Here is a 25,775-nt window from a genome sequence, read left to right on the forward strand (position 1 = left end):
ACTACTTGGATGAAACCAAAGGCTTATAACTGAACCATGCAATGCAAAAAGGCATTATGAGCAATGAATGGGCGTGCGTAAGTGTTTAGAAAAATCACTTTGTGCAATCGAGTGCAAGATTTGAATGCCTCATTGCCAATGCTTAGAACTGGAAGTGGTATCGAAATTTCTTCCAATGCACTACAGAATGCAAATGTGTTTTTGTATATTTGTTTTAATTGTCCAGGCAGATGGATATAAGACATGCTGGAACAAGCCTCAAATGCGCCACTGCCAATATAGGTGATATTATCGGGCAAAACAACACGGTGCAGCCCTTTACAGTAGGCAAATGCATCGTTTCCAATGGCAGTCAAGGTGTCTGGAAATGACATATCTTGTAGCGGTACACAGAATTCAAAAGCAAGGTTGCCAATTTTCTGTAAGCCATAAGGGAGGTTGATTTTCTGCAATGTTTGACATTGGCGGAACATACCGTCTGCAATTTTTTCGATTCCATTTTGGAAAATCACTTCTTTCAGACATTTGGACTCTGCAAAGACATCCTTTTGGATGTTAGATGGGCTTCCAACAAAGGTAATGGCGTGAAAATGATTGCGATAAAAAGCACGATTACCAATATATGCAACACGATGGGGTATGACAAACTGGATTTTTTTATCCGCATCAAAGGAGAATGCACCGAGAAAGGCTTCATCACCAATGTACGTTAATTTATTTGGCAAAACAACTTCGCCTAGCATTTTACAACCGAAGAAAGCAGAATTACCAATGTGTGTCAATTCCTCGGGTAAGTTGATTTCCACGAGCATTTTGCAATCTGCAAAAGCGGAATCGCCAATGTAGTTGATGTTTTCTGATAAATGTACTGATTGTAGGTTGATACATTCGGAAAAAGTGTTTTCGTGAATGGTGGATATGGTGCTTGGAACATGAATGTTTTGCAATTTTTGACAACGGAAAAAGGCGGCAATACCAAGGTGCTTGACCCCTTCTGGCAAGGTGATTTCTGCAAGTTTTGTACAGTCTGAAAAAGCAGAGTCGCCGATATATGTGATGCTACTTGGCATATGTACCTGTTTGAGATGGGGACAACCAGCAAAAGCAGAGTCGCCAATATATGTGACTCCCTCGGGAATGGTAACTTCTTGCAGACCGAATCGTTTTGCGAAGGCTTTGTCCTCAATTTTTATCACATCCTCTGGAACGGTCACATGAGTAGCACGTCCTGTATATTTTTTGAGAACACCCATTTCTATAGTGAAGGCTGTATTCAATTCGGAATTTTCGACTATTTTTTGACGTTCTTGTTTCATTTTATAATATCGAATTGCTCGAGCCACAACATATGCTTCGTTGCAAAATGGGCATATTGCGGCATCTTTGGTTTCTTCCACTTCTGTGATATTTCCGCACTTGGTGCATTTTGCTGTTGTCAAAGCCATAAAATCCTCCTTGTGTTTGTTCTTCTATAAATCTATCAATTCATACCCTTATATCCATTTTTTTCTGCATGTCCCAATAGATACAAAAATGCAAAGGCTGGAATACGAAGCATAACATTGCCATCGCCTGTGGTGTGTTCGCCAAAATCATCTACTCTTTTTGTTACAATGATGGCAGATGAGGAGTCTTTGCAAAATTCTGCAATTGCATCATCATTTGGAATGGAAGCTTGTTCTCGATACTTTACCTCAATCAATATATTTTTGATTTTAGGGTATTCTACAACGATATCGATTTCTTTATTTTTTTTGCTTCCTCGGAAGTAGCCTACTTGTCCAGCTTGTTGATAATAGAAAGCAGCTATGTGTTTATACACTGCGGTTTCCACAATTTTTCCCATTTCAACTGGATTTGACAAAACTTCACTGTCCATCAACACTGCATTCCGAATGGCAGCATCTGCAATGTAAATTTTTGGTCGTGCTTTCAAAACTTTTTTGCCATCTAGGTTTAATGGATAACTCAAATAGATGAGATTTGCGCTTTCCAAATATTCAACGTAATTTTGTACCGTTTGTCTGGAAACACCATTCAGCTCTTTTGCCATAGCATCAATGGCTACAATTTCAGAAGATACATTGCAAAGATATAGGAAAATACGCTCCAATTCTGTGGCATTACGGATGTTATACAAAGCAGGTAAATCTCGTTTTAACACCTTGTCTACAACATCTTCGCGCATGACTTGTTCCGCCAAAAGGTCATTTTTAGCTAATGCCAATTCAGGGAAACCGCCTACTTGTAAATAACGGATAAAATGATTTTGTACAGCGGTCAGTTTGTTCATAATCTGCCCGCGTTCTTGTTGTGTCAGCTTTAAAAGTTGTGATGGTTTCAAAGTCGGACTTAGCTCCAAATCAGGCAATCCGATAAGGGCACAATACTCATAAAAAGATAGCGTGGGTACTTGGATGACTGTCCAACGACCAGCACCACTTTCTGTGCTTCCACGAACAAGGGCAGGGCTTGCAGAACCTGTTGCCACTACTTTTGTGGTTGGTTGGGTATCGTAAATTGTTTTGAGCCATTGCGCCCAATCGGTAGCATATTGAATTTCGTCGAAAAAATAATAGACATCTTGGTCTGGATAAATATTTTCGTGGTAACATTCCAATACATCATTCATACCGGCAAGCTTTAGCATGGGGTGATCCAAAGAAATGAAAACAATTTTTTGTGGTGAAACACCGCTAGATAGCAATTCTTCTATCATTTGGTATTGAATTGTGGTTTTACCTACACGACGGGTTCCTGTCAAAACGACAGTTCTTCGAATTTCGGTTTCGTTGACTCTTTTCATCGCTTCGTAGTAAGCAAATCTTTTGTATTTACGAGAAAAAGACTCGCTGATATTTCCGCTGACCCACCAAGGGTTGAAAGAACGTAAAACTTTTAAAATTCCATCTTTTGTTGTGATTGCCATAAAAACACCTCCATTTATCTGTATTATAAGCTATACTTTGCATTATAGTCAATAAAAATGTAAAGTATACATTACATTAATTGGTATAAAAATGTAAAGTGCGTTGTAAAATTACTATATTGTATGTTGTGGTGGGAATATTGATTCAAATGATGAAGGTGGTTTTTGCAACAAGTGAAGTGGATGGAAAATCAGTATGTGCAATTTTTGCACAAACTGCTATGGATAAACAATAAAAAACAACTTGTACCACAAAAGCCTAGAAATCAAGGATTTCTAGGCTTCAGACTGTCAAAAAAGTCAGCATAAGCTGGCTTTTTTTGGTATAATGAGGTTGAGGTGATGACAAATGTTGAGTAAAGAAGAAATCAAAAGAACATCAGTAGAAATCATAAACATAGATATGCTCGTTCCAGAAAATCATTTATTAAGAAAAATAGATAAAGCCGTAGATTTTAATGAAATTTATTCATTTGTGGAAGATTTGTACTGCTCAAACAACGGCAGACCTAGCGTTGACCCTGTTGTTCTCTTTAAAATGGTGTTTATCCAACATTTGTATGGAATTCGCTCTTTACGCCAAACGGTAAAAGAAATTGAAATGAATATTGCCTATCGCTGGTTTTTGGGCTATACCCTCAATGATAGTATTCCGCACTTTGCTACCATTAGTTATAACTTCAACAATAGATTTAAAGAAACAGTGATAGAAAAAATTTTCGCTTGGATTTTAGGTGAAGTTGAGAAAAAAGGATATTTACGTCCAGAAGTTGTGTTTATAGATGCAACGCATATCAAGGCAAATGCAAATTTAAAGAAAAACATCAAAAAAGAAATACCTGTTGCAGCTAAAAAGTATGAAAAGCAACTTTTTGAAGAAATCAATAAAGACAGAGAAGATAATGGAAAAAAGCCTTTTGATGATAAAAATGACCCTCCAAGAACAAAAACAATCACCACTTCTACAACAGATCCAGACAGCGGTTTGTTCCATAAGGGCGAACATAAAAAGTGCTTTGCATATGGTGCACATACCGTTTGCGATAAAAATAACTTTGTATTAGAAACCGTTGTAACACCTGGAAACATCCATGATAGTGTTGTATTTGATGAGGTTTATCATAAAGTGACAGAAAAATATCCAGAAATACAAGTGATTACAGCTGATGCAGGATACAAAACCCCATGGATTTGCAAGCAAATATTTGATGATGGAAGAATACCCTCTTTGCCTTACAAAAGACCAGTGACGAAAAAAGGAAATTCACCATGGTATGAGTATGTTTTTGATGAATACTACAACTGCATCATTTGCCCAGAATATCACGTTTTACCATATACAACCACCAATCGAGATGGCTATAGAGAATTTAAAAGTTACAGTTATATTTGCGAAAAATGTGAAAATCTTTCAAGGTGTACCGAAAGCAAAGACCACAGAAAGGTAGTCACCAAGCACATCTGGTGGAAATATTTAGAAAAGGCAGAGGATGTGCGGCATTCTCCATTAGGAAAAGACACCTATGCGTTGAGGAGCCAAACCATAGAACGGGTTTTTGCAGACGCAAAGGAGAAGCACGCAATGCGATATACATATCATAAAGGCTTGGCTCAGGTTTCAAAATGGGTGAAGCTTAAATTCGCTGCAATGAACTTAAAAAAACTGGCAACATGGAGTAGTAAGCAGTATATGTTGTTTGTAGAATATGCGTTATTTATACGAAAGAACCCTATTCCAAGGTGCGGAATAGGGTTCTTTGACAGTCTGAAGCCTAGAAATCAAGGATTTCTAGGCTTTTCTAACGTTATTCCACCACAACAACCAACCGTTCTATTTGCCGACAACCGTATGTACTGTGGATTTTGAGATGCCAAACTTCTTCGCCGTCTCCCTTACCGTCGCATTACTCCCTATCATAAATTTCGCGACTTCAATGGCACGTTCTTCAATGTATGTTTTCAATCTGAACAACTCATGCATATTTGCTTGTAGATAGTATATGCGGGTGGGGAGGGGGATATGCTGATTTAAACTGTGAATATGTTGACTTATTGTATTCAGAAGTTTACAATAGATATGAGGAGGTATCAAATATGGAAATCATAAAGGTTTTTGCAAGAAATCTAAAAAAATATCGTAATGAAGCAGGCTTATCGCAAGAAGCTTTTGCTGAAAAATCAGGTTTACATCGAACATATATCAGTGCTGTGGAGAGAGAGCGAAGAAGTATTGCCCTTGATAATGTACAAAAAATTGCAGATGCATTAGGCATTGAAACATATTTATTATTTATAGATCAGGAAATAAAGTGAAAATGGATGGAGGTGTAAATCGATGAATTCGGAAATCATCATGTATCAGACGGAAGATGGTTTGACAAAAATAGAAAGCACTTTTGATGGTGAAACGGTTTGGCTTTCCATTGACCAAATGGCAGAGTTGTTTGGACGAGATAAAAGCGTGATTGGCAAACATGTTAGAAATATATTCAAAGAGGGAGAACTTGTGAAAAATTCAGTTTGGGCAAATTTTGCCTACACTGCTTCTGATGGGAAAACCTACCAAGTTGATTTTTACAATTTAGATGTTATCATTTCTGTTGGTTATCGTGTGAAATCTTTGCGTGGAACCCAATTTCGGATTTGGGCAACTGGCATCTTAAAAGAATATATGAAAAAAGGTTTTGCCTTGAATGATGACATTTTAAAGAATAATGGCGGCGGCATTTATTTTGATGAATTGTTAGACCGCATTAGAGATATCCGTTCTTCTGAGAAGGTGTTCTGGAGAAAAGTGCTTGATATTTACGCAACTAGTGTGGACTATGACCCAAGAGAAGAAGTGTCAACGCTATTTTTTAAAACAGTGCAGAATAAAATGCATTGGGCAGCTCATGGACAAACTGCGGCAGAAAAAATCTTTTATTCTGCGGATGCAGACAAACCTCACATGGGTGTGCTGAGTTTTAAAGGTGATGAGCCAAAACAGGCAGAGGCTTTGATTGCTAAAAATTATTGTAACAAAGAAGAGTTAGAAGAATTGAAAGGTGTTGTATCTGCATATCTAGAGTTTGCAGAAATGCAAGCTAGACGAAAAATTCCAATGTATATGTCCGATTGGATTGAAACACTAGATGGATTTTTAAAACTATCGAAACACGAAATATTGACACATTCAGGCCGAATTAGTACAAAGACTGCAGAGTTGAAGGCAAAGGAAGAATATAGAAAATTTAAAGCGTTGCAGATTGAAGGAATCTCGTTGGTAGAAGAAGATTTTATTAAGGAATTGGAAAATAAAAAACCAGAATCAATATAAATATAAAATAAGAAAAATACCCCTTGTCAGAGTATGAACAGCCCCAATTTGTACAGACAGTACAAAAGAACCCCCTGTGAGGGATAATTAAACAAAAAACTGGCATCTCTTTTCAAGGGGTGTCAGTTTTGTTTTTAGTTGGATACGGTGGTGGTTATAAAAATAAATGTATTCGTCAATCAGATTATTTGCTTGTTCAAAAGTATCTAGTTTATTGAGGTAAATACATTCAGTTTTCAAAATAGAGAAAAAATTCTCAGCTAATGAATTGTCATAAGGATTTCCACGTCTTGACATAGACGGTGTAATCTTGTATTCTTTAGTTAAGTTAAAATACCCTGTGGAAGTGTATTGAAACCCTTGGTCGCTGTGGAGCTGTAACTCCCCAGTGACCGTTTGCTTTTTCTTGGCTAAATGAATGGTATCCAGAACCAAGCTTACAGATTGTCTGGTAGAAGTTTTGTAGCCGACAATGCTGTTGTCAAACAAATCTCGGATCATTGAAAGATACAATACACCTTGCGCCGTTTGGATATAGGAAATGTCTGTCGCCCATTTTTCATTTGGTCTACTCGTACTAAAATCACGGTTCAGTAAGTTTTTGTAGCGATGCAATCCAGTGCTATATTTACGGTATCGTTTGCGTCGAATAACGGAAAGCAGGTTGTATTTCCGCATAATTCTTAAAATAGTTTTCGGATTGCGGTGAATTCCTTGTTTTTCAAGTTCAATTTTCATTCTACGATAACCATAGGTGCTATGGCATGCTTTCTGGCAATCCTCAATTTTAGAAGCCAACAATAAATCCTTTGCCAGTATATTCATTCGTTTTACAAAGTCGTAGTATCCACTACGAGATACGTTGAAGAATTCACACATCGTTTGAATCGGAAATTTACTTTTATTTTTAAATATTACTCTGTATATAACTGTTGTTTTCACTTCCTTTCGGTAAACGAGAGAAAATCCCTCATCAATTTATTTTCCATCTCTAATTGTTTGATTTTAGCATCTTTACGAGCTAAAGCATACTTTAATGCTGCTACTTTGTCACCTTCTGAAATCGCACAATCTTTGGAGGGACGACCTTTTTTGTGTATTGCAATTCCAGCGTCTATTTTACGTTGCTTTTTATTGTATCGTGAAATAAAGTTGTGTACCTGTTCCTGTGTAAAGCCGAATATTTCTCCAATTTCTCTTCTAGTAGAACCATTCGCTTTCAATTCTAAGATTTCTTTTTCGTAGTGACTAATATTTCTATAACTTCTTGGCATAGCAAAACCTCCTGTAATTTTAGTGTATCACAGGAGGTTCTTTTTTTCACTGTCCGTTTTTACTGGTTCTGTTCATATGGCTTGTCCTCTGGGAAGGGGTGTTTTTGTATTTTTATAGTTTTTGCAAAATGCCACAAACCATTGATTTCTAGGCTTTTCCAACGTTACTCCACAACCACAACCAACCGTTCTATTTGCCGACAACCGTATGCACTGTAGATTTTGAAATCCCAAACTTCTTCGCCGTTTCCCTTACAGTCGCATTGCTCCCTATCATAAATTTCGCCACTTCAATGGCACGTTCTTCAATGTATGTTTTCAATCTGAACAACTCCTGCATATTTGCTTGTAGATAGTATATGCGGGCAACAAGGAAGGTATGATAGGATAACACAACGTTGCAACATCCAATGCAGTGATTACTGGAGTTTTTCCACCAATGTAGCCACGCATTCATCGTATGTGGTGCATTTTTTCAAGGATTCAACAAATTCTGGTGCAAAAATTGCCCCCATAAAATGTTGGACAAACAAAACAGATTCGCTGGAGTTTTCTAAACTATTTGCGTACATACAAACCACATTCACCTTTTTTGTATTCCATAAAATAGGGTCTTTTAGGGTGCAAATTGCCATAGCAGAATGGGTGGCAATGTTTTTCAAAGAATGAGGGAAAGCAATGCCTGTTTCCAAATCTGTCCCAGCAATTTTTTCTCTAGCAAAGACATATTCCTTGAAATCTTCCCCCACAACACCATAGGTGCAAAGCATGTTGGACAAATGGGAGATGACATCGTTTTTGGTATGTAGTGCTAAGTTGGCAACAAATAGTTTTTCGTTTGTAAATTTTCTAATGAGCAGATTTAGTTTGGTATTTTTCAATATAATCAATTCTTTATTGATGATTTCCTTGATTTGGTTTTGGTAATTGATATCGAAGGATTTTTTCAATATAAAAATGTTTTTGGCATTGTTGCTGAATCGTTTGGATGTGGTGATGACCAAATGATATTGGAGCACAATGCTATCAAATTCACTATCAGAGGGCAGATTTGTAATGCCATCAATTGCCACTTTGTGTGGGTCTACAATACGCTCGATTTGTTTGTTGATCAAATTCAAATTGCCGATGCCTTCAGGGATATACAGCAATATCTTCAATTTGCTATCCCAATCTAGGGTGTCAGAATAATTGTGCAAAGCTGTGGCAAGATAGATGCCGATATAAGAGATTTCATTGAATGTAAAATGCACGCCATATGTTTCTTCGATACGATCTGCAATCATAATGGCAACATCAATCAAGTGCATATATTCTGTGGTCACATTGTGAATCAATGGATTGTATAGCTTGATGCCAAGCTCAGTTCGCATCATGGCAATGCGCAGGTGCAAAATCAAATCATCTGCCAATTCATTGATATTTTCGATGTATGGAATCCCTTTTTGAACCCGTAATTGCTCAAAAGTAGAATGACAAAAATCGGAAAACTCATCTTTTTCTCCATAAGCATCCGCAATTTCTGTTTCCAAAACATCCATTTTATGGGTGATATATAAAATATGTGTCATATAATCCGTATCCGCTTGGGACAATTGGATTCCAAATTTCCCCAAAACCATTTCGTGGATATCACTTGCAATATTGCTATAATACTCGGTATAGTTATCCTTAAATGGAGCAATCAAATCTTCATAAAACACACCCAAACTATGGCGATAATCATGTTGTGCTTCAATCAACATGGCAATATCCACAATGAATCTGGTGTAAGACAAATACCTAGAGGCGTATTTATAGTGGTTCAAAATTTCTATGACCAAAGAGCCCAAATAATCGATATTGATGTTTGGGAAGATTTTTTGGAAATCACTATGGTTCAAATCAGCAGAATTGAATTTTGCCACATCATACAACAAGTTGTTGGACACGCCATAGGCGTTTTTCAGTTGAATCAAGGTGTCTGTACGAGAAATGCCAATGGATTGCAAATCCAATTCCAACAAGATTTTGTTGATTCTTGTGACATCTGCCTCCACACTTCGTTCAGAAACATACAAACGCTCTGCAATGTCAAAAATATCTATGTTGGAATTTGAAATAACCAGATTTTTCAAAATATACATCAACCGATCGTTTGGGGAAACAATATCCAAGTTATGGTATGTTGACATTTGGTCGAATTCCTTGTTATACATATATCCCTTGGTTTTTACTGCCAAAATGATGTTTTCACCACATGTTTTTTTGATGGAATGTATTTCGTTGCGCACAGTTCGATCGCTGATTTTGAGATGCTTTGCTATGGCACTTCCTGTTACAAAGTCACCTTTTTCCTTTAAATAGTTTAAGATTTCAACTTGTCTGTCAAAAAGAAACATTGTCTCAACTCCTTACACTCCTATTTTTCCTATATTTTCCTATATATATCTTATATACCTAATTTTAAATTTTCCGCTTAGGCAATGGAACTATTTTGTTTCCTTTCCTTTAGCGGAACTTTTTTGTTTCCTATTCCCTAGCGGAATATATTTGATGGAATTTCTATTTTTATTATACTATACTTGATTTACAAAGTCATTAAGAAATCAAACGAAACCAGTTTATTTACATACAAGGGGGTAACAAAATGAACGAATGGAAAACCATCGACGAAGAAGTAATCATCAATATCATCATGGCAGCAGGTACAGCAAACAGTATGTTGCAACAAGCATATATGGAAACAGTTGCTGGAAACGAAGAAAAGGCAGAAGAAATGCTAGCAGCGGCAAATGAGGAATTGATCAAAGCACATGAAGTGCAAACGGATTTATTGAGCGACGAAGCCAACGGAAACCATGCCCAAATCAGTTTGCTGATGGTACACGCACAAGATCATTTGATGAATGCCATTTTGTGCAAGCAATTGATTACAAATATGATTGAAATGCAAAAACAAATCAACGAATTGAAAAACAAATGATATACAAAGACAAATAATGAGGAAATGAATTAGGAGGAAATGATTATGATTAAAACAGCGGTATTTTGTGCAGCAGGTATGTCCACCAGTTTGTTGGTGAAAAAAATCAAAGAAGCGGCAGTAAAAAAGGGGATTGAATTGGAAATCGAAGCATATTCCGAATCGGAAATGTCCAAACATACAGATGTGGATTGTGTTTTGTTGGGACCACAAATTCAATATATGATCAAAAAAGCAGAAGGTATTTTCAGCGAGAAAAACATTCCTGTTAGTGTCATCAATACTGTGGATTATGGCATGTTGAACGGGGAAAGTGTATTGAACATGATTGTGAAATTGGCAAAAAAATAAAACCATACCAAAATACGAAAGGGGTACATATTTATGGAACAAGCATTGCAAAAATTGATGCCATACTTTATTCAATTTTCTAATTTTAAAATCATCAAAGCCTTGAAAAATGGTTTTATCCGAACCGTTCCCTTCACTTTGATTGGTTCTGTATTTTTGTTGATTGCCGACATTCCAATCACTGGATATGATGCGTTTATGGCAGGTATTTTCGGTGCAAACTGGACAGAACCATTGTACAAAGTAACAGGTGCGACATTCGATATTTTGGCTGTTTTCACAGCTTTCACATTGGCGTATGAATATTGTAATGATGAAGGTTTGGATGGAGTTCCAGCAGGTTTGTTTGGGATTTCTGGTCTGTTCATTATGACAGCAAATAGTGTGACCACAGCGGCAGGCGAGTTGGTTGGTAGCGCAGTGCCACTTGCTTGGTTGGGCGGCAAAGGTTTGATTGCAGCCATGATTTCCAGTTTGCTTGCAGGTATGATTTATACTTGGTTCATCAAAAAAGACATTCGCATCAAATTGCCAGAAAGCGTTCCTCCAGCAGTTGCAAACTCTTTTTCTGCATTGATTCCTGGTTGTGTGATTTTGACTGTTTATGCAGCACTACATTTGCTTGCATCCTATGCGCTTTCTATGACAGTGACAGAGGCAATTTACTATTGGTTGCAAGTGCCACTTCAAAATTTGACAGATTCTTTACCAGGTGTTGTCATTGTTGCCCTCTTAATTTCTATCTTTTGGTGGTGTGGTATTCATGGGGATGCCATTGTCACAACAGGGATTATGTCCCCAATTTTGAACTCCAATATGTTGGAAAACCAAGCAATTATTGATGCAGGTGGCACATTGGTTGCAGGGGAAAATGCAAAAATTGTAACAGAACAATTTATGTTGTTCATCAAAATGGGTGGTGCTGGTTGTACAATGGGCTTGATTCTTTGTATGATATTTTTCAGCAAATCCAAACAAATGAAACAACTTGGTAAATTGGGATTGGGTCCTAGCTTGTTCAATATCAATGAGCCTCTTATTTTCGGAACACCCATCATTTTCAATCCAATTATGATTATTCCATTTATTTTGGTGCCAACAGCAAATGCAATCATCGCATATCTTGTCATTCTTTCTGGATGGGTGCCTCCATTCACAGGATTGGTTGTGCCTTGGACATTGCCAGCAGTTTTGAGTGGTTTGATTTTGGGCGGCTGGAAAACAGCAGCATTGCAAGCGGCTTTGATTGGTTTGTCCTTTGTAATTTATTTCCCATTCTTCAAAGCACACGACAAAATGTTGGTGGAAACAGAAAAAGCATTTGAAGAACAAAACGAAGAACAAAACGAAGAACAAGAAGATTGATTGAAAAACGGAGATATACTGCGATAAAACAACAAGATTCCTCATTGCATTCGGAATGACAATTTTGCAGGAAGCGGCTTAGTTTCCGTTGCAATACCGAAGAAAAATGTAGGGGCGGATTTCGTATCCGCCCGTAATTATATAAAAAACAACGACAGTTCAGGAGGTCAATCATATGAACAAAGAAAAAAATATAATCCCAGAAAATTTCCTTTGGGGTGGAGCAGTTGCATCCAACCAATTGGAAGGTGGATATTTGGCAGACGGCAAAGGTTTGTCTGCGGTGGATATTTTGCCTGCAGGAGACAATCGCCAAATTTATTTGGAAAATCCACCAAGTTTGGAATTGCAAGATGAATTTTTCTATCCATCACACAATGCAATTGACTTTTACAACCATTATAAAGAAGATATTGCCATGTTTGCAGAAATGGGATTCAAATGCTTTAGACTCTCCATTGCTTGGGTGCGTATTTTCCCAAATGGCAATGATAAAGAGCCAAACGAAGCAGGTTTGCAATTCTATGATGCAATTTTCGATGAATGTAAAAAACACAATATCGAGCCATTGGTGACTTTGCAACATTTCGATACACCTTTGGAGCTTTGTAAACAATATGGTGGATGGAGAAGCCGAGAAGTCATTGGTTTCTTTGAAAATTATTGCAAAGTTGTGTTTGAACGATACAAAGATAAGGTGAAATATTGGTTGACCTTCAACGAAATCAATATGGTGTTGCATGCACCGTTCATTGGAGCAGGAATTACTGTAAAAGATGGAGAAAATCCTTTGCAAGTGCAATATTTGGCAGCACATCATCAATTGGTGGCAAGTGCTTTGGCAACAAAAGCTTGTCATGAAATCATCCCAGATGCAAAAATTGGATGTATGTTGGCATCGGGCACAACATATCCATACACAGCAAATCCAGATGATTTCTTCCATGCTTTGACCAGAGATAGACAAGCATATTTCTTCACAGATGTACAATCTCGAGGATATTATCCAACTTATACAAAGAGATTTTTCGAGGAAAACAACATTGACATTGGCATTACAGAAGAAGACAAAGCCATTTTGCAAACGCACGTTGTGGATTTTGTTTCCTTCAGTTATTATTCCAGCAAATGTACAACCACAGACGAGGAAGTTTGGAAACACAATAGCGATACAAACTTTATGAGAAGCGTGCGCAATCCATATTTGCAATATACCGATTGGGATTGGTCCATTGATCCTGTTGGTTTGCGAATTACCATGAATCAAATTTATGACCGTTATCAAAAACCTTTGTTTGTTGTGGAAAATGGTTTGGGTGCCATTGATGAATTGGATGAAAACAATTGTGTGGACGACCAATATCGTATCGATTATTTCCGTGAACATTTGAAACAAATGAAGGAAGCCATCCGTGATGGCGTGGAGCTTTTGGGCTATACTTCCTGGGGACCTATTGATTTGGTTAGTGCAGGCAGTGGACAAATGAGCAAACGTTATGGTTTCATTTATGTGGACCGTGACAACGACGGTAATGGCACTTATGCAAGATACAAAAAGAAAAGTTTTGATTGGTATAAAGAAGTGATTGCAACAAATGGTGCTGAATTGTAAAGATAGGTGTAATCGTGCGTCAACCCTTATGGTGGTATTTGGCAATGCCTTTGATGCAAAAGGCTCTGCAACCAGAACAGAAGTGGCAACGATTTTGAAAAAATTTACGCAAATGTAAATAGTATGAAATGAAATAAACACCCCTTGTCAGAATAAGCCGATGTGTGGCCTGTCCTCTGATAAGGGGTGTTTTGTGTTTGGTGATAATTTTGTATCAACGGGCGCCCCTACATGGCACGCTCCTCAATGTATGTTTTCAATCTGAACAACTCCTGCATATTTGCTTGTAGATAGTATATGCGGGTGGGGGTGGGAGTATGATTTCATTTCTGGAGAGAAAATTTATTTTTGGGTTTTATTTGATTTCATAATACATTGATAGCAAGTAAATGGTTGTGAATGAGAAAACAAACAAAAGGCACTGAATCCTTTGAAGATAAAGAATTCGTACTATTTGGGGGATGTAGAACGTGAAAAATTGTATTTTCCTATTGTGGATGTTAGAGAAATATCACATAATTCCCTATCACAATCTTTACGATTTATTTTCTTGCCAAATCTCAAAAAGTCTTGATGATATTTCTGATATCATCTACATTTCTATAAGCACCAATTTAACATAAGAGAGATAACATATAAAAAATTATTGGATGGTACTAATTGCATACTGGCGTGATGTTTGCAAATGTGCTTTCAATATTTGGGATGCAGTTATATAATCTTCAGCCAAAATATGCTTGATAATTTCTTCGTGTTCAGCTTTTGTATCCATAACTCTATTTTCCACATTGTGTCCAGTTAAATTTCTGGCACGTTGTTTGTGGGGTTCCAAATTTTTCAATAGACCAGAAATATGCTTGTTTCGATTGATGCTAGTGATCAGGTTATGCAATTCATTATCGATTATAAACAATTCTTCTTCTGTTGTTGCAGTTTGCGATGAATGCAGAAGATACTTGAGTTTATCTTGCAGAAGGGAATCGATTAATTTTGTACCATATTGCATAAGAATGTATGGCTCAACCAACTCACGGGTTTGATAAATTTCAATCAAATCAGTCACAGACATTTCTGTAATATAGAGCCCTTTTTTGGGAAGGAGTTTGATCAGACCAACGTGCTCTAGCTGGGTAAGCGCTTCTCTTATGGGTGTTCTGCTCATTTGTAATTCGGTGCTCAATATGGATTCGCTTAACACAGAGCCAGGTGCATATTCACACGAAATGATTTTAGATTCAATTATGTCGTATGCCTGTGTACTTAAACTTTTTTTATCCATAGTGCCCTCCTAGCAATCTTAGTGCGGTATTTAAATTTGAGTCTTTATGTAGTGTAACACCAAACTCGGACAATGAAAAGGGATTTGGTAAAAACTCATTGAAAATAATAAAAAGAAGAAAGCAATTATGAGGATAGGTATGCAAGTGTGTATTAAAAATGGTGTATACAAATCTGGCTACTGGGAAAAGGTTTATTCAAATTGGATATGTTTGGTAAAAAAGTGAATAACGATTTCAGAAATTTTTGCGTGGGTACTGTCATTTATACTGAATTTCTACTTTTCAAATATAAGGATTTCACAAAATAAAATGAATTGATGTACGTGTATTGACGAAAGAACAATTAGGGTATACAATATAGATACTAGATGTATACATCATAAATACAAAGTGTGTGGCACGCAATATCATGAGGTTGCGTGGCTGCAATGGTGGGTATCGTTTTAGACAGAGTAGGAGGGATAGAATGACAAAGGAGAAAAAAGAAGAATCTAAAGACAATGTAAATTTGGTTCAACAAGGAGAGTTGAAACAGCCTTCTTTATTGGCTTCAGCAGTTGCATTTGCATCAGTAATCATTCCGTTAATCATTTCAGGATTTTTAGGAACCATTTCTATTCATGCCTGTTTGATCCTGTCAACTGTATTGATTTGCATTATTGGCAAAAAAAGTACAGGGGCATCCTCAGATAAGATGATGGGATTTATGTCAAAAAGTATTGAAAAAGCAACATTTGGACTATGGTTCTTTGTAGCAATTGGAGCGATTATTGGAACTTGGATGCTTTCTGGTACAGTTCCAGCAATTATCTATTATGGACTGGGATTTTTGACACCACAGCTATTTGTACCATTGGGATTTGTACTCTGTAGTGTTACAGCTTTGTCAACAGGGTCTTCTTGGACGACTATTGGTACAGTTGGTGTGGCACTTATGGGTATTGGCGAAGGTTTGGGTGTTCCAGTTACAGTTGTTGCGGCAATTGTTGTTGGGGGTGCTACCTTTGGCGATAAAATGTCTCCCATTTCCGATATTCCAAATCTTGCGTGTATGGGGGCAGGCTCTGAAATTTATGAAACCATTAGAGCTATGATGATTACCATGATGCCTTCTTATATCATCGCATTTATCTTATATACAATTCTTGGATTTAAGTTTGCAGGTGGACAGGCAGACATGATGGTTGCAGAACAAACAAGAGAGGTAATTGCAAATACATTTAATTTGGGACCAATTGTATTTTTACCAATTATTTTAATTGTTGTTCTCAATTTGAAAAAAGTGCCACCACTTCCTTCTATGGCAGCAGCAGTTGCAACTGCAATGGCAGTAGCGGTATTTTATCAAGGGCAAGCCTTGAGTACAGCCATTGATTGTTTGTATTCTGGTTATTTTGGTGAAACAGGTTCTGATTTTGTGGATCAAATTTTGAATCGTGGCGGTTTGCAAAGTATGTTCTGGAGCTTCACCCTTACCTTCTTGGCACTTTCTTTGGGTGGATTGTTGGATCGATTGGGCTTTATCAGTGTCATTATTGAAAGCTTGGTGGCAAAGGCAAAATCTGTTGGTCAATTGTCCTTGTTGGTTGTTACCACATCTGTTATGAGTGCAGCAGCATTTGCAGATACCTATATGCCTATCGTTTTGAATGGGACGATTTACAAAAAAGAATTTGACAAACGTGGTTTGAAAAGATGTATGTTGGCTCGTTTGACCAGTGAAGGGGTTCATATGTGGGCACCGCTTATGGTATGGAATGGCTTTGGTGCATTTGCAGCAAGTGCATTGGGAATTACACCAGATCAATATATTCAATATGCGTATTTGAATATTATTGTACCTTTTGTTTCCGTGGGAATGTCCTTTATGGGTCTTGGTGTTATGTGGAACAATCCTAAGAACAAAGGGAAACGCAAATTTGCGGATGTTGACTTGTCGGAGGAACCAGTATTTGATGATTGATTACATGGCTATGCAATCAGTGAAGAAAATGGAGGGAAAACATGAGGATCGAGATAAAAAAAGACCGTTGCAAGGAATGCGGATTTTGTGTGGCAAGTTGTCCTAAAAAATGTATTTCATTTGCACCCAAAATCAACAAAATTGGATATCATCCAGTAGTGATTGACATGGAACAATGTATCAAATGTGGTTCTTGCTACACCGTCTGTCCGGATGGTGTGTACCATTTTATTCCAGGAGGTGACCAATAATGGCTGAGATGATGAAAGGTAATGTTGCAATTGGGGAAGCTGCCATTCGAGCAGGTGTACGATTTTATGCTGGGTATCCCATCACACCATCTTCCGAGATTATGGAATATTTATCTTGGAGATTGGGAGAAGTGGATGATGGTGTGTTTGTGCAATTGGAAAATGAAATTGCAAGTATCAACATGGTGGTTGGAGCTGCCAGCTGTGGTGTAAGAGCTATGACTGCATCTTCTGGAAATGGGATTAGTTTGATGCAGGAAGCAATGTCTGTATTGGCAGATGAAAACTTACCAGTGGTTATCATTACCATGGTACGTTATGGCAATGGGCTTGCAACTTTGTATTCTTCTCAAACAGATTATTTGAGAGAAACCAGAGGTGGCGGACACGGTGATTATCGTTGTTTCGTGCTCTGTCCTTATACAGTGCAAGAGGCAGTAGACATGGTGGCACTTGCCTATGAATTGGCAGAAAAATATAAAATGGTATCTATCATTATGGCAGAAGGTGCATTGGGTCAAATGATGGAACCTGTGGATTTGCCTGCATTTTTGGATGTGAAACGTGGCGAATGGGGCTTCGATGGTACATATACAAATGCAAAACTTGGGTATTTTGATCGCAATTCCATGACAGAGGCAGAGGAATTGAGAGAAAGATATGACTTGATCAAGGAAAATGAACAAAGATGGGATAGCACAGATGTTGCAGATGCAGATTATGTATTTATGGGATTTGGGCTTGCAGGCAGAAGCTGTTTGGGTGCAGTGGAAGATTTGCAGGCAGAAGGACATAAGGTTGGTTTCATTAGACCAATTACAGCATGGCCATTCCCTGAAAAAGCATTTGCGGAAATTGGGTCCAATACAAAAGGCGTCATTGTGGTGGAAACAAATGCAATGGGTCAAATGGTTGAGGACGTTGCAATGTATATGAAAAAACATGGCTTGCAAATGCCAGTGTATTCCTTGCCATATGTATATGGAGTGCCAGTCATTCAAGATATCAAAGATGATTTCAAGAAAATTGTGAACAATGAGTTGAAGGAGGTATTCTAATATGGAAAAAGAAAGAAAGGTGCCTCATTTTGTAGATAATCCATCTAATTTCTGTCCAGGGTGTGGCCATGGGATTGTATCCAGATTGGTTGCAGAATGTTTGGAAGAATTGGGACAAGATAGAAATGTAATTTACACCATTGGTATTGGTTGTTCTTCCAATATGAGTGCAGGTATGAAGGCAGATCGTCTGCATTGTTGCCATGGGCGTGCCAGTGCAGTTGCTTCAGGTATGAAACGTGTCAATCCTCAAAATGTAATCATCAGCTACCAAGGGGATGGAGATGCCTATAGCATTGGTATGGGCGAAAGTATGGGAACTGCTTACCGCAATGAAAAAATCACCATGATTACCATCAATAACACAAACTATGGGATGACAGGGGGGCAAATGAGTGCCACCACCATGCCGGGACAAAAAACCACCACCACCGTCTATGGTAGAGACTGTTCTGTGACAGGAAATCCATTCAAATTCCCTGAACTGGTTGCAAGTCAGTTTGATGTTGCATATGCAGCCCGTGGTAGCGTAGATTCCGTTGGCAATATCAATAGACTCAAAGGATATATCAAAGATGCTTTGGAGGCACAAATTGCAGGAGAAGGATATTCTGTGGTAGAGGTTTTGATTCCATGTCCAACAAACTGGGGTATGACTCCACTTGAGTCCTTGGATCACATTAGAAACAATATCATTCCATATTATACCCTAGGCGTGAAAAAAGCGAGAGGAGGGAAAAGTGTATGAAAGAGTTGGTGTTTGCAGGATTTGGAGGACAAGGTGTATTGACCTCGGGATTGATTGTATCTGATATGGCTGTGCGTTACGGTGCAAATGCAACATGGATTCCATCCTATGGTTCTGCTATGAGAGGCGGAACTGCCAATTGTACAGTAAAATATGGAACTCGTTTCATTCACAATCCATCTCAAGAAAAACCAGATGTATTGATGGCAATGAACCAACTATCCTTGCTTGCATTTGGCAAACTTGTCAAAGAAAATGGTGCTATTTTTGTCAGTGAAATGGTGGATGCCTCTGTTTTTGAAAGAACAGATGTGAAGGTGTACACAATTCCTTGCCACGAAATAGCAGACGAAATTGGCCATGCAAAGGGTGCAAATATCGTCTTGACAGGTGCGATTCTACATTACTTGGGGGATCATACCTTGGAAGAAGGACTATCTTCTATGGATATTATGTTTGGGAAAAAAGGAAAAACAAAATATGCACAGTTAAATGAAATGGCTATGCGACGTGGATATGAATATTTCGAAAAACTAAAATAAACAGCATGGGAGGAATAGATATGGATTTTAGTAATATCGTAAGACCAGAAGTGGGAAAAATGTCTGCATATGTACCGGGTGTAAGAAGTCAAGAAGTGAAGGAACGTTTTGGCGTAGAAAATATAATCAAATTGGCATCCAATGAAAATCCTTTGGGTCCATCACCAAAAGCAATTGAAGCAATTTGTTTGGCAGCAAAAGAAGGACACATTTATCCAGATAGTACAGCCATGAAAGTGCGTACACTCCTTGCAAAAAAACACAATGTTGCAGTTGGCAATATTCTTTTGGCAGCAGGTGGGGAAGAAGTCATTCGTTTGTTCTGTGGAACATTTTTGAATGCAGGCGAAGAAACCATTATTTCTCAACTTGGTTTTGGGCTCCACTTTAGAAGCAGTCAGATGTATGGTGGGAAAGTGGTAACCATTCCAGTGAAAGAAGATCTTTCGGACGATTTGGACGCTTTTGCAGAAAATATTACAGATAAAACAAAAATTGTTTTTGTTACAAATCCAAACAATCCAACAGGGATTATGAACAGCAGAGATGAAATTGTAAAATTGCTTGCAAAGGTACCATCCCATGTGTTGGTTATGATTGACGAAGCATACTTTGAATTTGCAGTGGAACATGAAGGATATCCAGATTGTACAGAATTTTTGGAACAATATCCAAATTTGATTATTCTGCGTACACTTTCTAAGGTGGTGGGATTGGCTGGTATTCGTGTTGGGTATGCCATTGCCCATGAAAATATGATTGCTGAAATTTTGAAACTAAAGGCAGCATTCAATGTCAGTTCAATTGCACAAGAAGCGGCATATGCAGCTCTTTTGGATGAGGAGCATATCGAACGTACCATATTGGAAAATAGAAAATCCTTGGAAATGTTGAAAAAATTCTTCGAAGAAAAGGGACTTCACTATTTGCCAACGGCTGCAAACTTTATTTTTGTAGATTTGGGCATAGGCTCTCAAAAAGCCCATGAAGATTTGATTCGAGAAGGTGTTATTTTAAGACCTGGACACCTATGGGGCGACATTGCAGCACCGTTTACACGAATTAGCAGTGGTACTGTAGCAGAAACGCAAGTTGTAATTGATACATTGGAAAAATATTTGAGCAAATAAAGGATGTTGTCGTAACCAAAAGAAAGGATTTTGTATCATGGGACCACTAGAAGGAATTAAAGTTGTAGAATTGGCAACGGTTGTTGCAGCACCTACGGCAGGCCGTGTGATGTGCGATTTTGGTGCAGATGTTGTAAAAATCGAAGCACTTGCAGGGGATGATTTTAGGAAAACGGGAGTCAATTTTTCATTGCCAGCAGTTGACGAGTGCAATCCTATGTTTACATTGTCAAACAGCAATAAGAAAATCATTCCCTTGGATTTGAAATCAAAAGAAGGCCAAGAGATTGTATTCAAATTGTTGGAGGATGCAGATGTGGTGATTTCCAATATCAGAATGGCATCTTTGGCAAGATTGGGCTTGGATTATGAATCTTTAAAGGAAAAATACCCTAAACTGGTATATGCTCATTTCTCTGGATATGGTCCAGAAGGGCCAGATCGCAACACTCCTGGTTTTGATATGACGGCTTTTTGGCTGAGAAATGGAGCGATGACCGATTGGAAGGAAACGGGTTCTTTTCCTATGCATCCAGGGTATGCTTTTGGCGATGTTGCAACAAGCAATGCTTTGTTATCTGGTATTTTGATGGGACTGATGGGTAGACAGGTTAGCGGACAAGGGACACTTGTAACCGTTTCTTTGATGGGGAATGGTATTTGGTGTAATTTCACAGATATTATTTCTTCACAAGAACCCTTCAACCGAGACAAAACCCACGACAAATATCATCAAGTACAACCCTTTGATGCACTGTATGAATGTGCAGATGGGAAATATATGGGTATTTTTTGTAACTCCTATGCTGTGGATCGTGTACGCTATGCCAAATTGTTTGACATGGAAGAAATTTTGGAGGATCCACGCTATGAAACCGTTACCAGCTTGCGTGAAACAGGTGCACTTGCAGAGTGTATCGACAAAGTAAGTAAGGTTATGTTGACAAAAACAACAGATGAATGGTCAAAGATTTTGAAAGAAAACAATTTTTCCATCGGTATTGCAACTACAGCAGGCGATGTAACAAAAGATGAACAGGCAATTGCGAATGGATTTGTGGAAGATGTGGATTTTGCAGGAAGTATCATCAAAATGCCAACACCACCCATACGATTCAGTACATATGATCGCTTGCCAACCCAACCAACAAAAGAAATGGGTGCATTTACCGATGCCATTTTAAAAGATTTGGGATATGGACAAGATGAAATTAACAAAATGAAACAAAATGGTGTAATCATTTAATTGGATAGGGTATGCCTGTATGAATTACAGACATACCCTGTTTTGCAAAAAACAAAGATGGAAGTGTGCATAAAAGGAAGGAGTAGTATGATGGATGAGGCGTTGAAAAGGAAGTTATCAATCAGATGGTTCTATTTGGCAGTGGGTATTGTTTTGATGCTGTTTTTAGGGTTGATATATGCTTGGTCAGTATTCCGTATGCCACTTGAGCAAGAATTCAATTGGTCTAGTGCAGAAAGCTCTGTTACATTTTCCATTTCCATGATGATGTTTTGTATTGGTGGACTGATTTCGGGAATTTTAACAAGTAAAAAAGGTGCAAAAGTTACATTGCGTTGTTGTGCCACTTGTTTGGCAGTTGGATTTATTGGCGCATCTAAAATCAATACACTTATGGGGATATATATTACATATGGTGGCTTGTGTGGTTTTGGTGTTGGACTGGGATACAATGCAATTATTGGGACTATATTGAAATGGTTTCCAGATAAACAAGGGTTGATTTCTGGAGTCATATTAATGGGTTTTGGTTTTGGAAGCATGGTCTTGGGTACAGTTGGAGCCCAAATGATATTGGCTTTTGGGTGGAGGAATACATTTTTCTGTTTTGGTGTTGCCTTTGCAATTATTTTTTTATTGGCAAGTGTGTTGATCCAAATTGCACCAGATTCCTTATCAAAAATATTGGAACAAAGTGGAAAGCAGGCACGGCCAGCAATAGAAGAATTGGATTATAAACAGATGTTGCGTAGAAAAAATTTTTGGTTGTTCTTTTTCTGGGCAATTTGTGTTTCTTCTGCTGGGATGATGATTATGAATATATCGGCAACATATGCGAATTTGTTACTTGGAGATAATTTGACACGAGCAGCAACCATTGCAGGCATCATTTCCATTACAAATGGCATTGGTCGTGTATGTATAGGGCAATTGTTTGATTGGAAGGGATATCGTGTGACCATGATGGCAGACGTCCTATTGTATATCTTGGCAGGAGCCTTGTTATTGTGTTCATTTATGACTATGAATGTAGCTATTTTGGTTATAGCATATATTGTATCAGGATTTGCATATGGAGGAATATCACCGAACATTTCTGCATTTACATCCTACTTTTTTGGAAGAAAAAACTTTACATTGAATTATAGTATTGCTTATTTGAATCTATTGGTGGCTTCTTTTTTAGGGCCTTTGTTTGCAGCAGATCAATATAATGTAATATTTATGGGGATGATTGGATTGGCATTGATTGGATTTGTATTGACATTTTGTATTCAAAAAAACAGATAAAATAAATGATGTAAACAATTGAATGGTAGAAATCAGAATCAGCTGACAAAATCAAAAGAACAAAATATAAAAAGCCTAGAAACTTGACTTCTAGGCTCAGACTGTCAAAGAACCCTATTCCGCACCTTGGAATAGGGTTCTTTCGTATAAATAGAGACTGTGAAAATCTTTCTGTAAATAATGAAACCTTAGGTCTTCTATGATAAAATAAATATCTTAGGAGGCCTATTATTATGGAAAAGAAACCAGTACACAAAGTACGAATGACAGAAGGAAAACGCAACATCATTCAACAGTTGCTCCAAGAGTATGACATTGAAAGTGCTGAGGACATCCAGGATGCGCTAAAAGATCTCCTCGGTGGCACAATCAAAGAAATGATGGAAGATATTTATGGTTTTGAGGCTTCGGAGGGCTTCATATCTGATGTGACGGACAAGATTCTGCCGCAGATTACCGATTGGCAAAAATGCATAGGGAAGATAGATCCTACCAGCGAAGCTGACTTTTCTGAAGGAAAAGTGCTGACTACAGACCATTTGATGGGGTGTATCCAATCTTTTATATCGACGCAATTCATTACTCAGTACGGGATAATGGTGTCATCAAAGAAGTCATCGCAACTGCCTTCCCTAAGACGGAATATCAACGTTGCATCGTGCATCAAGTCAGAAACACTTTGAAATATGTACCTGAAAAAGAACGCAAGGTGTTTGCAACTGATTTAAAGACGATTTATCATGCTGCTGATGAAAAAATAAGGCACTCGCCGCATTGGAACGTGTGACCGAAAAATGGACGCCCAAATACCCCAATTCCATGAAGCGATGGAAGGATAACTGGGATGTGATTTCGCTAATTTTCAAGTTTTCGTCAGAGGTCAGAAAGGTCATATACACCACAAATGCCATCGAAAGCTTGAATGCAACATACCGTAAATTAAACCACCAAAGAAGCGTATTTCCGAGGGATACAGCACTTTTAAAAGCATTGCCCGAAAAAGTGGCTGTTGATCGCCTTTTCTTGACATGTATTGCAAAATAAAGGATACATAAAATAAGAACCAATAGCTTTTGTATGCTATCGACTCTCGATATTATCAGAAAATTTGGATTTGCAGAGATTTCTTCACAGACTCGCCTAGAAATCTATGGGTTTTGATATATTTTATAAAATGCCACAAATCCTTGATTTCTAGGCTTTTTCTACGTCACTCCACAACCACAACCAACCGTTCTATTTGCCGACAACCGTATGCACTGTGGATTTTGAAATCCCAAACTTCTTCGCTGTCTCTCTGACAGTGGCATTGCTCCCGATCATAAATTTCGCCACTTCGATGGCACGTTCTTCGATGTATGTTTTCAATCTGAACAACTCCTGCATATTTGCTTATAGCAGTATATGCGGGAGGGGATAGTGGTATTACTAGATAGATTTATTTTTGATTGAAATTAAGCAGAAAAATCACATTCTACTATACTAAAAAAGTATTTGCACTTCATAAGGAGAACTTTCCAAATCATGTAGTTTTGTTTGATATTCGCTACAAATTACGAATTTAGGGTCTAGGCCAATTTGCTGTATATAGTCATTTACTATAGAAAAATCTGGATTATTTGACAATAGAAATACAGGGAAGCAATAATATGTACCTTGTGGAATTTGCATAATATGGTCATTATATTCATGACAATCCTCAAATTTATTCAATTCTATTAAAGCGTGGGTAGGAACAAAACGCCCGTTTTTCATTTCATGTATATTTAAAATATAATCATAAGGTGTTCGTAAATTTATTTCAATTTCATTGTGTTGATGCACAATTTCACGCAACCGCATATCTGCCCTATACACAAGTTCTGTAGGTGTACAGGTTGTATATACGGCTATGCGTTCGCTCATTGTTCGTGGATAAATCATAGTCTTCTCGGAAAGAAGTGTGCCATAATTATAATAGTCTTTCAACCATGTAGCATCCTTTATATTGTTTAAGAGTCGCTTGGTTTCTTCTCTATATTCTGTTCGCAAATCAGTCAAATGATTCTCAATGATTTCTGTGCTTTGTGTATCGAAAAAAGTTTTGATTTCGGAAAGTGAAAACCCCAATCGCTTATATCGCTTAATTTTATCCAAATGCCAAAATTGATCATATGTATAATATCGATACCCATTTTTTGCGATATGTCTTGGTACAATTAACCCAATACTTGCGTAATGTTGTAGTGTTTTAGTAGAAATATTGTTGATTTTTGCAGCTTCACCGATAGAAAAGAATTTTTTCATGAAAGTCACCTCCTAAATTAACCTGGAAAAATATATAGACAATTCGTACAACCAAAGTTGGAATTTTATGTAAATAATGGCTATAGACCATTACCTAAGGGGATGCATTAGAATGAAATTAACAGAGGTACTATGCTGTAAGTATAAGTGAATTGATTTTTATTGT

At 37.7% G+C, this 25,775-nt stretch carries 21 protein-coding genes and 5 pseudogenes; 16 read left to right on the plus strand and 10 right to left on the minus strand.

All coding sequences use genetic code 11. From position 1 onward, the window contains the following. Positions 1 to 23 precede the first annotated feature (23 nt). Both MJY40_RS00650 and MJY40_RS00655 read right to left on the minus strand, forming a co-directional pair. Entirely contained in the window at positions 24 to 1,445 is a 1,422-nt protein-coding gene (locus tag MJY40_RS00650) for a leucine-rich repeat domain-containing protein (RefSeq protein ID WP_317855166.1), read from the minus strand. Between the two features lie 35 nt (positions 1,446 to 1,480). Then, on the minus strand, positions 1,481 to 2,929 hold the full coding sequence (locus tag MJY40_RS00655) for an ATP-binding protein (protein WP_317855167.1): 1,449 nt from the start codon (positions 2,927 to 2,929) through the stop codon (positions 1,481 to 1,483). Positions 2,930 to 3,278: 349 nt separating this feature from the next. Here MJY40_RS00655 and MJY40_RS00660 point away from each other — a divergent pair. Beyond that, positions 3,279 to 4,613 (plus strand): annotated as a pseudogene (locus tag MJY40_RS00660) (IS1182 family transposase); the annotation flags it as partial. 165 nt (positions 4,614 to 4,778) lie between these two features. On the opposite strand, the pseudogene MJY40_RS15510 reads toward MJY40_RS00660, so the two are convergent. Further along, positions 4,779 to 4,892: pseudogene (locus MJY40_RS15510) on the minus strand (sporulation transcriptional regulator SpoIIID); the annotation flags it as partial. A 131-nt stretch (positions 4,893 to 5,023) separates the two neighbouring features. Here MJY40_RS15510 and MJY40_RS00670 point away from each other — a divergent pair. Together MJY40_RS00670 and MJY40_RS00675 are read left to right on the plus strand one after the other, a co-directional pair. Next, entirely contained in the window at positions 5,024 to 5,242 is a 219-nt protein-coding gene (locus tag MJY40_RS00670; protein WP_317855168.1) for a helix-turn-helix domain-containing protein, read from the plus strand. Positions 5,243 to 5,264: 22 nt separating this feature from the next. Further along, positions 5,265 to 6,248, plus strand: a complete 984-nt coding sequence (locus tag MJY40_RS00675) for a virulence RhuM family protein (protein WP_317855169.1) — start codon at positions 5,265 to 5,267, stop codon at positions 6,246 to 6,248. Between the two features lie 87 nt (positions 6,249 to 6,335). On the opposite strand, the gene MJY40_RS00680 is transcribed toward MJY40_RS00675, so the two are convergent. The 4 genes and pseudogenes from MJY40_RS00680 to MJY40_RS00695 all read right to left on the minus strand — a co-directional run bounded on the left by MJY40_RS00680 (position 6,336) and on the right by MJY40_RS00695 (position 9,903). After that, positions 6,336 to 7,190 (minus strand): IS3 family transposase, encoded by an 855-nt coding sequence (locus MJY40_RS00680; protein ID WP_317855170.1) that lies wholly within the window; start codon positions 7,188 to 7,190, stop codon positions 6,336 to 6,338. Beyond that, entirely contained in the window at positions 7,187 to 7,522 is a 336-nt protein-coding gene (locus MJY40_RS00685) for a helix-turn-helix domain-containing protein (RefSeq protein ID WP_317855171.1), read from the minus strand. Before MJY40_RS00685 ends, MJY40_RS00680 begins: the two co-directional genes overlap by 4 nt. A 208-nt stretch (positions 7,523 to 7,730) precedes the next feature. Then, positions 7,731 to 7,844: pseudogene (locus MJY40_RS00690) on the minus strand (sporulation transcriptional regulator SpoIIID); the annotation flags it as partial. Between the two features lie 97 nt (positions 7,845 to 7,941). Beyond that, positions 7,942 to 9,903, minus strand: coding sequence for a BglG family transcription antiterminator (locus MJY40_RS00695; protein ID WP_317855172.1), 1,962 nt, complete (start codon positions 9,901 to 9,903; stop codon positions 7,942 to 7,944). 248 nt (positions 9,904 to 10,151) lie between these two features. Between MJY40_RS00695 and MJY40_RS00700 the strand changes: the two genes are divergently transcribed. The 4 genes from MJY40_RS00700 to MJY40_RS00715 all read left to right on the plus strand — a co-directional run bounded on the left by MJY40_RS00700 (position 10,152) and on the right by MJY40_RS00715 (position 13,815). Continuing rightward, positions 10,152 to 10,487 (plus strand): PTS lactose/cellobiose transporter subunit IIA, encoded by a 336-nt coding sequence (locus MJY40_RS00700; RefSeq protein ID WP_317855173.1) that lies wholly within the window; start codon positions 10,152 to 10,154, stop codon positions 10,485 to 10,487. Positions 10,488 to 10,532: 45 nt separating this feature from the next. Continuing rightward, positions 10,533 to 10,838: a PTS sugar transporter subunit IIB gene (locus MJY40_RS00705; protein ID WP_317855174.1), complete on the plus strand. Its 306-nt coding sequence runs from the start codon at positions 10,533 to 10,535 to the stop codon at positions 10,836 to 10,838. Between the two features lie 33 nt (positions 10,839 to 10,871). Next, positions 10,872 to 12,203, plus strand: a complete 1,332-nt coding sequence (locus MJY40_RS00710) for a PTS sugar transporter subunit IIC (RefSeq protein WP_317855175.1) — start codon at positions 10,872 to 10,874, stop codon at positions 12,201 to 12,203. A gap of 175 nt (positions 12,204 to 12,378) precedes the next feature. Continuing rightward, positions 12,379 to 13,815, plus strand: a complete 1,437-nt coding sequence (locus tag MJY40_RS00715) for a 6-phospho-beta-glucosidase (RefSeq protein ID WP_317855176.1) — start codon at positions 12,379 to 12,381, stop codon at positions 13,813 to 13,815. Between the two features lie 643 nt (positions 13,816 to 14,458). Here MJY40_RS00715 and MJY40_RS00720 read toward each other — a convergent pair. Further along, the gene (locus MJY40_RS00720) at positions 14,459 to 15,094 is read right to left on the minus strand and encodes a GntR family transcriptional regulator (RefSeq protein WP_317855177.1); all 636 of its coding nucleotides are present in this window, start codon (positions 15,092 to 15,094) and stop codon (positions 14,459 to 14,461) included. Positions 15,095 to 15,561: 467 nt separating this feature from the next. Between MJY40_RS00720 and MJY40_RS00725 the strand changes: the two genes are divergently transcribed. The 9 genes and pseudogenes from MJY40_RS00725 to MJY40_RS15515 all read left to right on the plus strand — a co-directional run. Further along, positions 15,562 to 17,058 carry a Na+/H+ antiporter NhaC family protein gene (locus MJY40_RS00725; protein ID WP_317855178.1) on the plus strand — a complete coding sequence of 499 codons (1,497 nt, stop codon included), beginning with the start codon at positions 15,562 to 15,564 and terminating at the stop codon, positions 17,056 to 17,058. 41 nt (positions 17,059 to 17,099) lie between these two features. Next, a complete protein-coding gene (locus tag MJY40_RS00730; protein WP_317855179.1) occupies positions 17,100 to 17,309 on the plus strand; it encodes an indolepyruvate ferredoxin oxidoreductase subunit alpha in 210 nt (69 codons plus the stop codon). Then, positions 17,309 to 18,367 carry a transketolase C-terminal domain-containing protein gene (locus MJY40_RS00735; RefSeq protein WP_317855180.1) on the plus strand — a complete coding sequence of 353 codons (1,059 nt, stop codon included), beginning with the start codon at positions 17,309 to 17,311 and terminating at the stop codon, positions 18,365 to 18,367. Before MJY40_RS00730 ends, MJY40_RS00735 begins: the two co-directional genes overlap by 1 nt. Before the next feature lies 1 nt (position 18,368). Then, positions 18,369 to 19,115 carry a thiamine pyrophosphate-dependent enzyme gene (locus MJY40_RS00740; RefSeq protein WP_317855181.1) on the plus strand — a complete coding sequence of 249 codons (747 nt, stop codon included), beginning with the start codon at positions 18,369 to 18,371 and terminating at the stop codon, positions 19,113 to 19,115. Continuing rightward, positions 19,112 to 19,657, plus strand: coding sequence for a 2-oxoacid:acceptor oxidoreductase family protein (locus MJY40_RS00745; protein ID WP_317855182.1), 546 nt, complete (start codon positions 19,112 to 19,114; stop codon positions 19,655 to 19,657). Before MJY40_RS00740 ends, MJY40_RS00745 begins: the two co-directional genes overlap by 4 nt. Positions 19,658 to 19,677: 20 nt before the next feature. After that, positions 19,678 to 20,787, plus strand: a complete 1,110-nt coding sequence (hisC, locus tag MJY40_RS00750; RefSeq protein ID WP_317855183.1) for a histidinol-phosphate transaminase — start codon at positions 19,678 to 19,680, stop codon at positions 20,785 to 20,787. 37 nt (positions 20,788 to 20,824) lie between these two features. After that, positions 20,825 to 22,033 (plus strand): CaiB/BaiF CoA transferase family protein, encoded by a 1,209-nt coding sequence (locus MJY40_RS00755; protein ID WP_317855184.1) that lies wholly within the window; start codon positions 20,825 to 20,827, stop codon positions 22,031 to 22,033. 87 nt (positions 22,034 to 22,120) lie between these two features. Further along, positions 22,121 to 23,323 (plus strand): MFS transporter, encoded by a 1,203-nt coding sequence (locus MJY40_RS00760; RefSeq protein WP_317855185.1) that lies wholly within the window; start codon positions 22,121 to 22,123, stop codon positions 23,321 to 23,323. A 227-nt stretch (positions 23,324 to 23,550) separates the two neighbouring features. Beyond that, positions 23,551 to 24,316: pseudogene (locus tag MJY40_RS15515) on the plus strand (transposase); the annotation flags it as partial. A gap of 261 nt (positions 24,317 to 24,577) precedes the next feature. Here the strand turns inward: MJY40_RS15515 and MJY40_RS00770 are convergent. Together MJY40_RS00770 and MJY40_RS00775 are read right to left on the minus strand one after the other, a co-directional pair. Further along, positions 24,578 to 24,691: pseudogene (locus MJY40_RS00770) on the minus strand (sporulation transcriptional regulator SpoIIID); the annotation flags it as partial. Positions 24,692 to 24,805: 114 nt separating this feature from the next. Further along, positions 24,806 to 25,609 carry a MerR family transcriptional regulator gene (locus tag MJY40_RS00775; protein ID WP_317855186.1) on the minus strand — a complete coding sequence of 268 codons (804 nt, stop codon included), beginning with the start codon at positions 25,607 to 25,609 and terminating at the stop codon, positions 24,806 to 24,808. Between the last annotated feature and the right edge of the window lie 166 nt (positions 25,610 to 25,775).

Source organism: Chakrabartyella piscis (genome assembly GCA_030067835.1).
Lineage (GTDB): Bacteria > Bacillota > Clostridia > Lachnospirales > Anaerotignaceae > Chakrabartyella > Chakrabartyella piscis.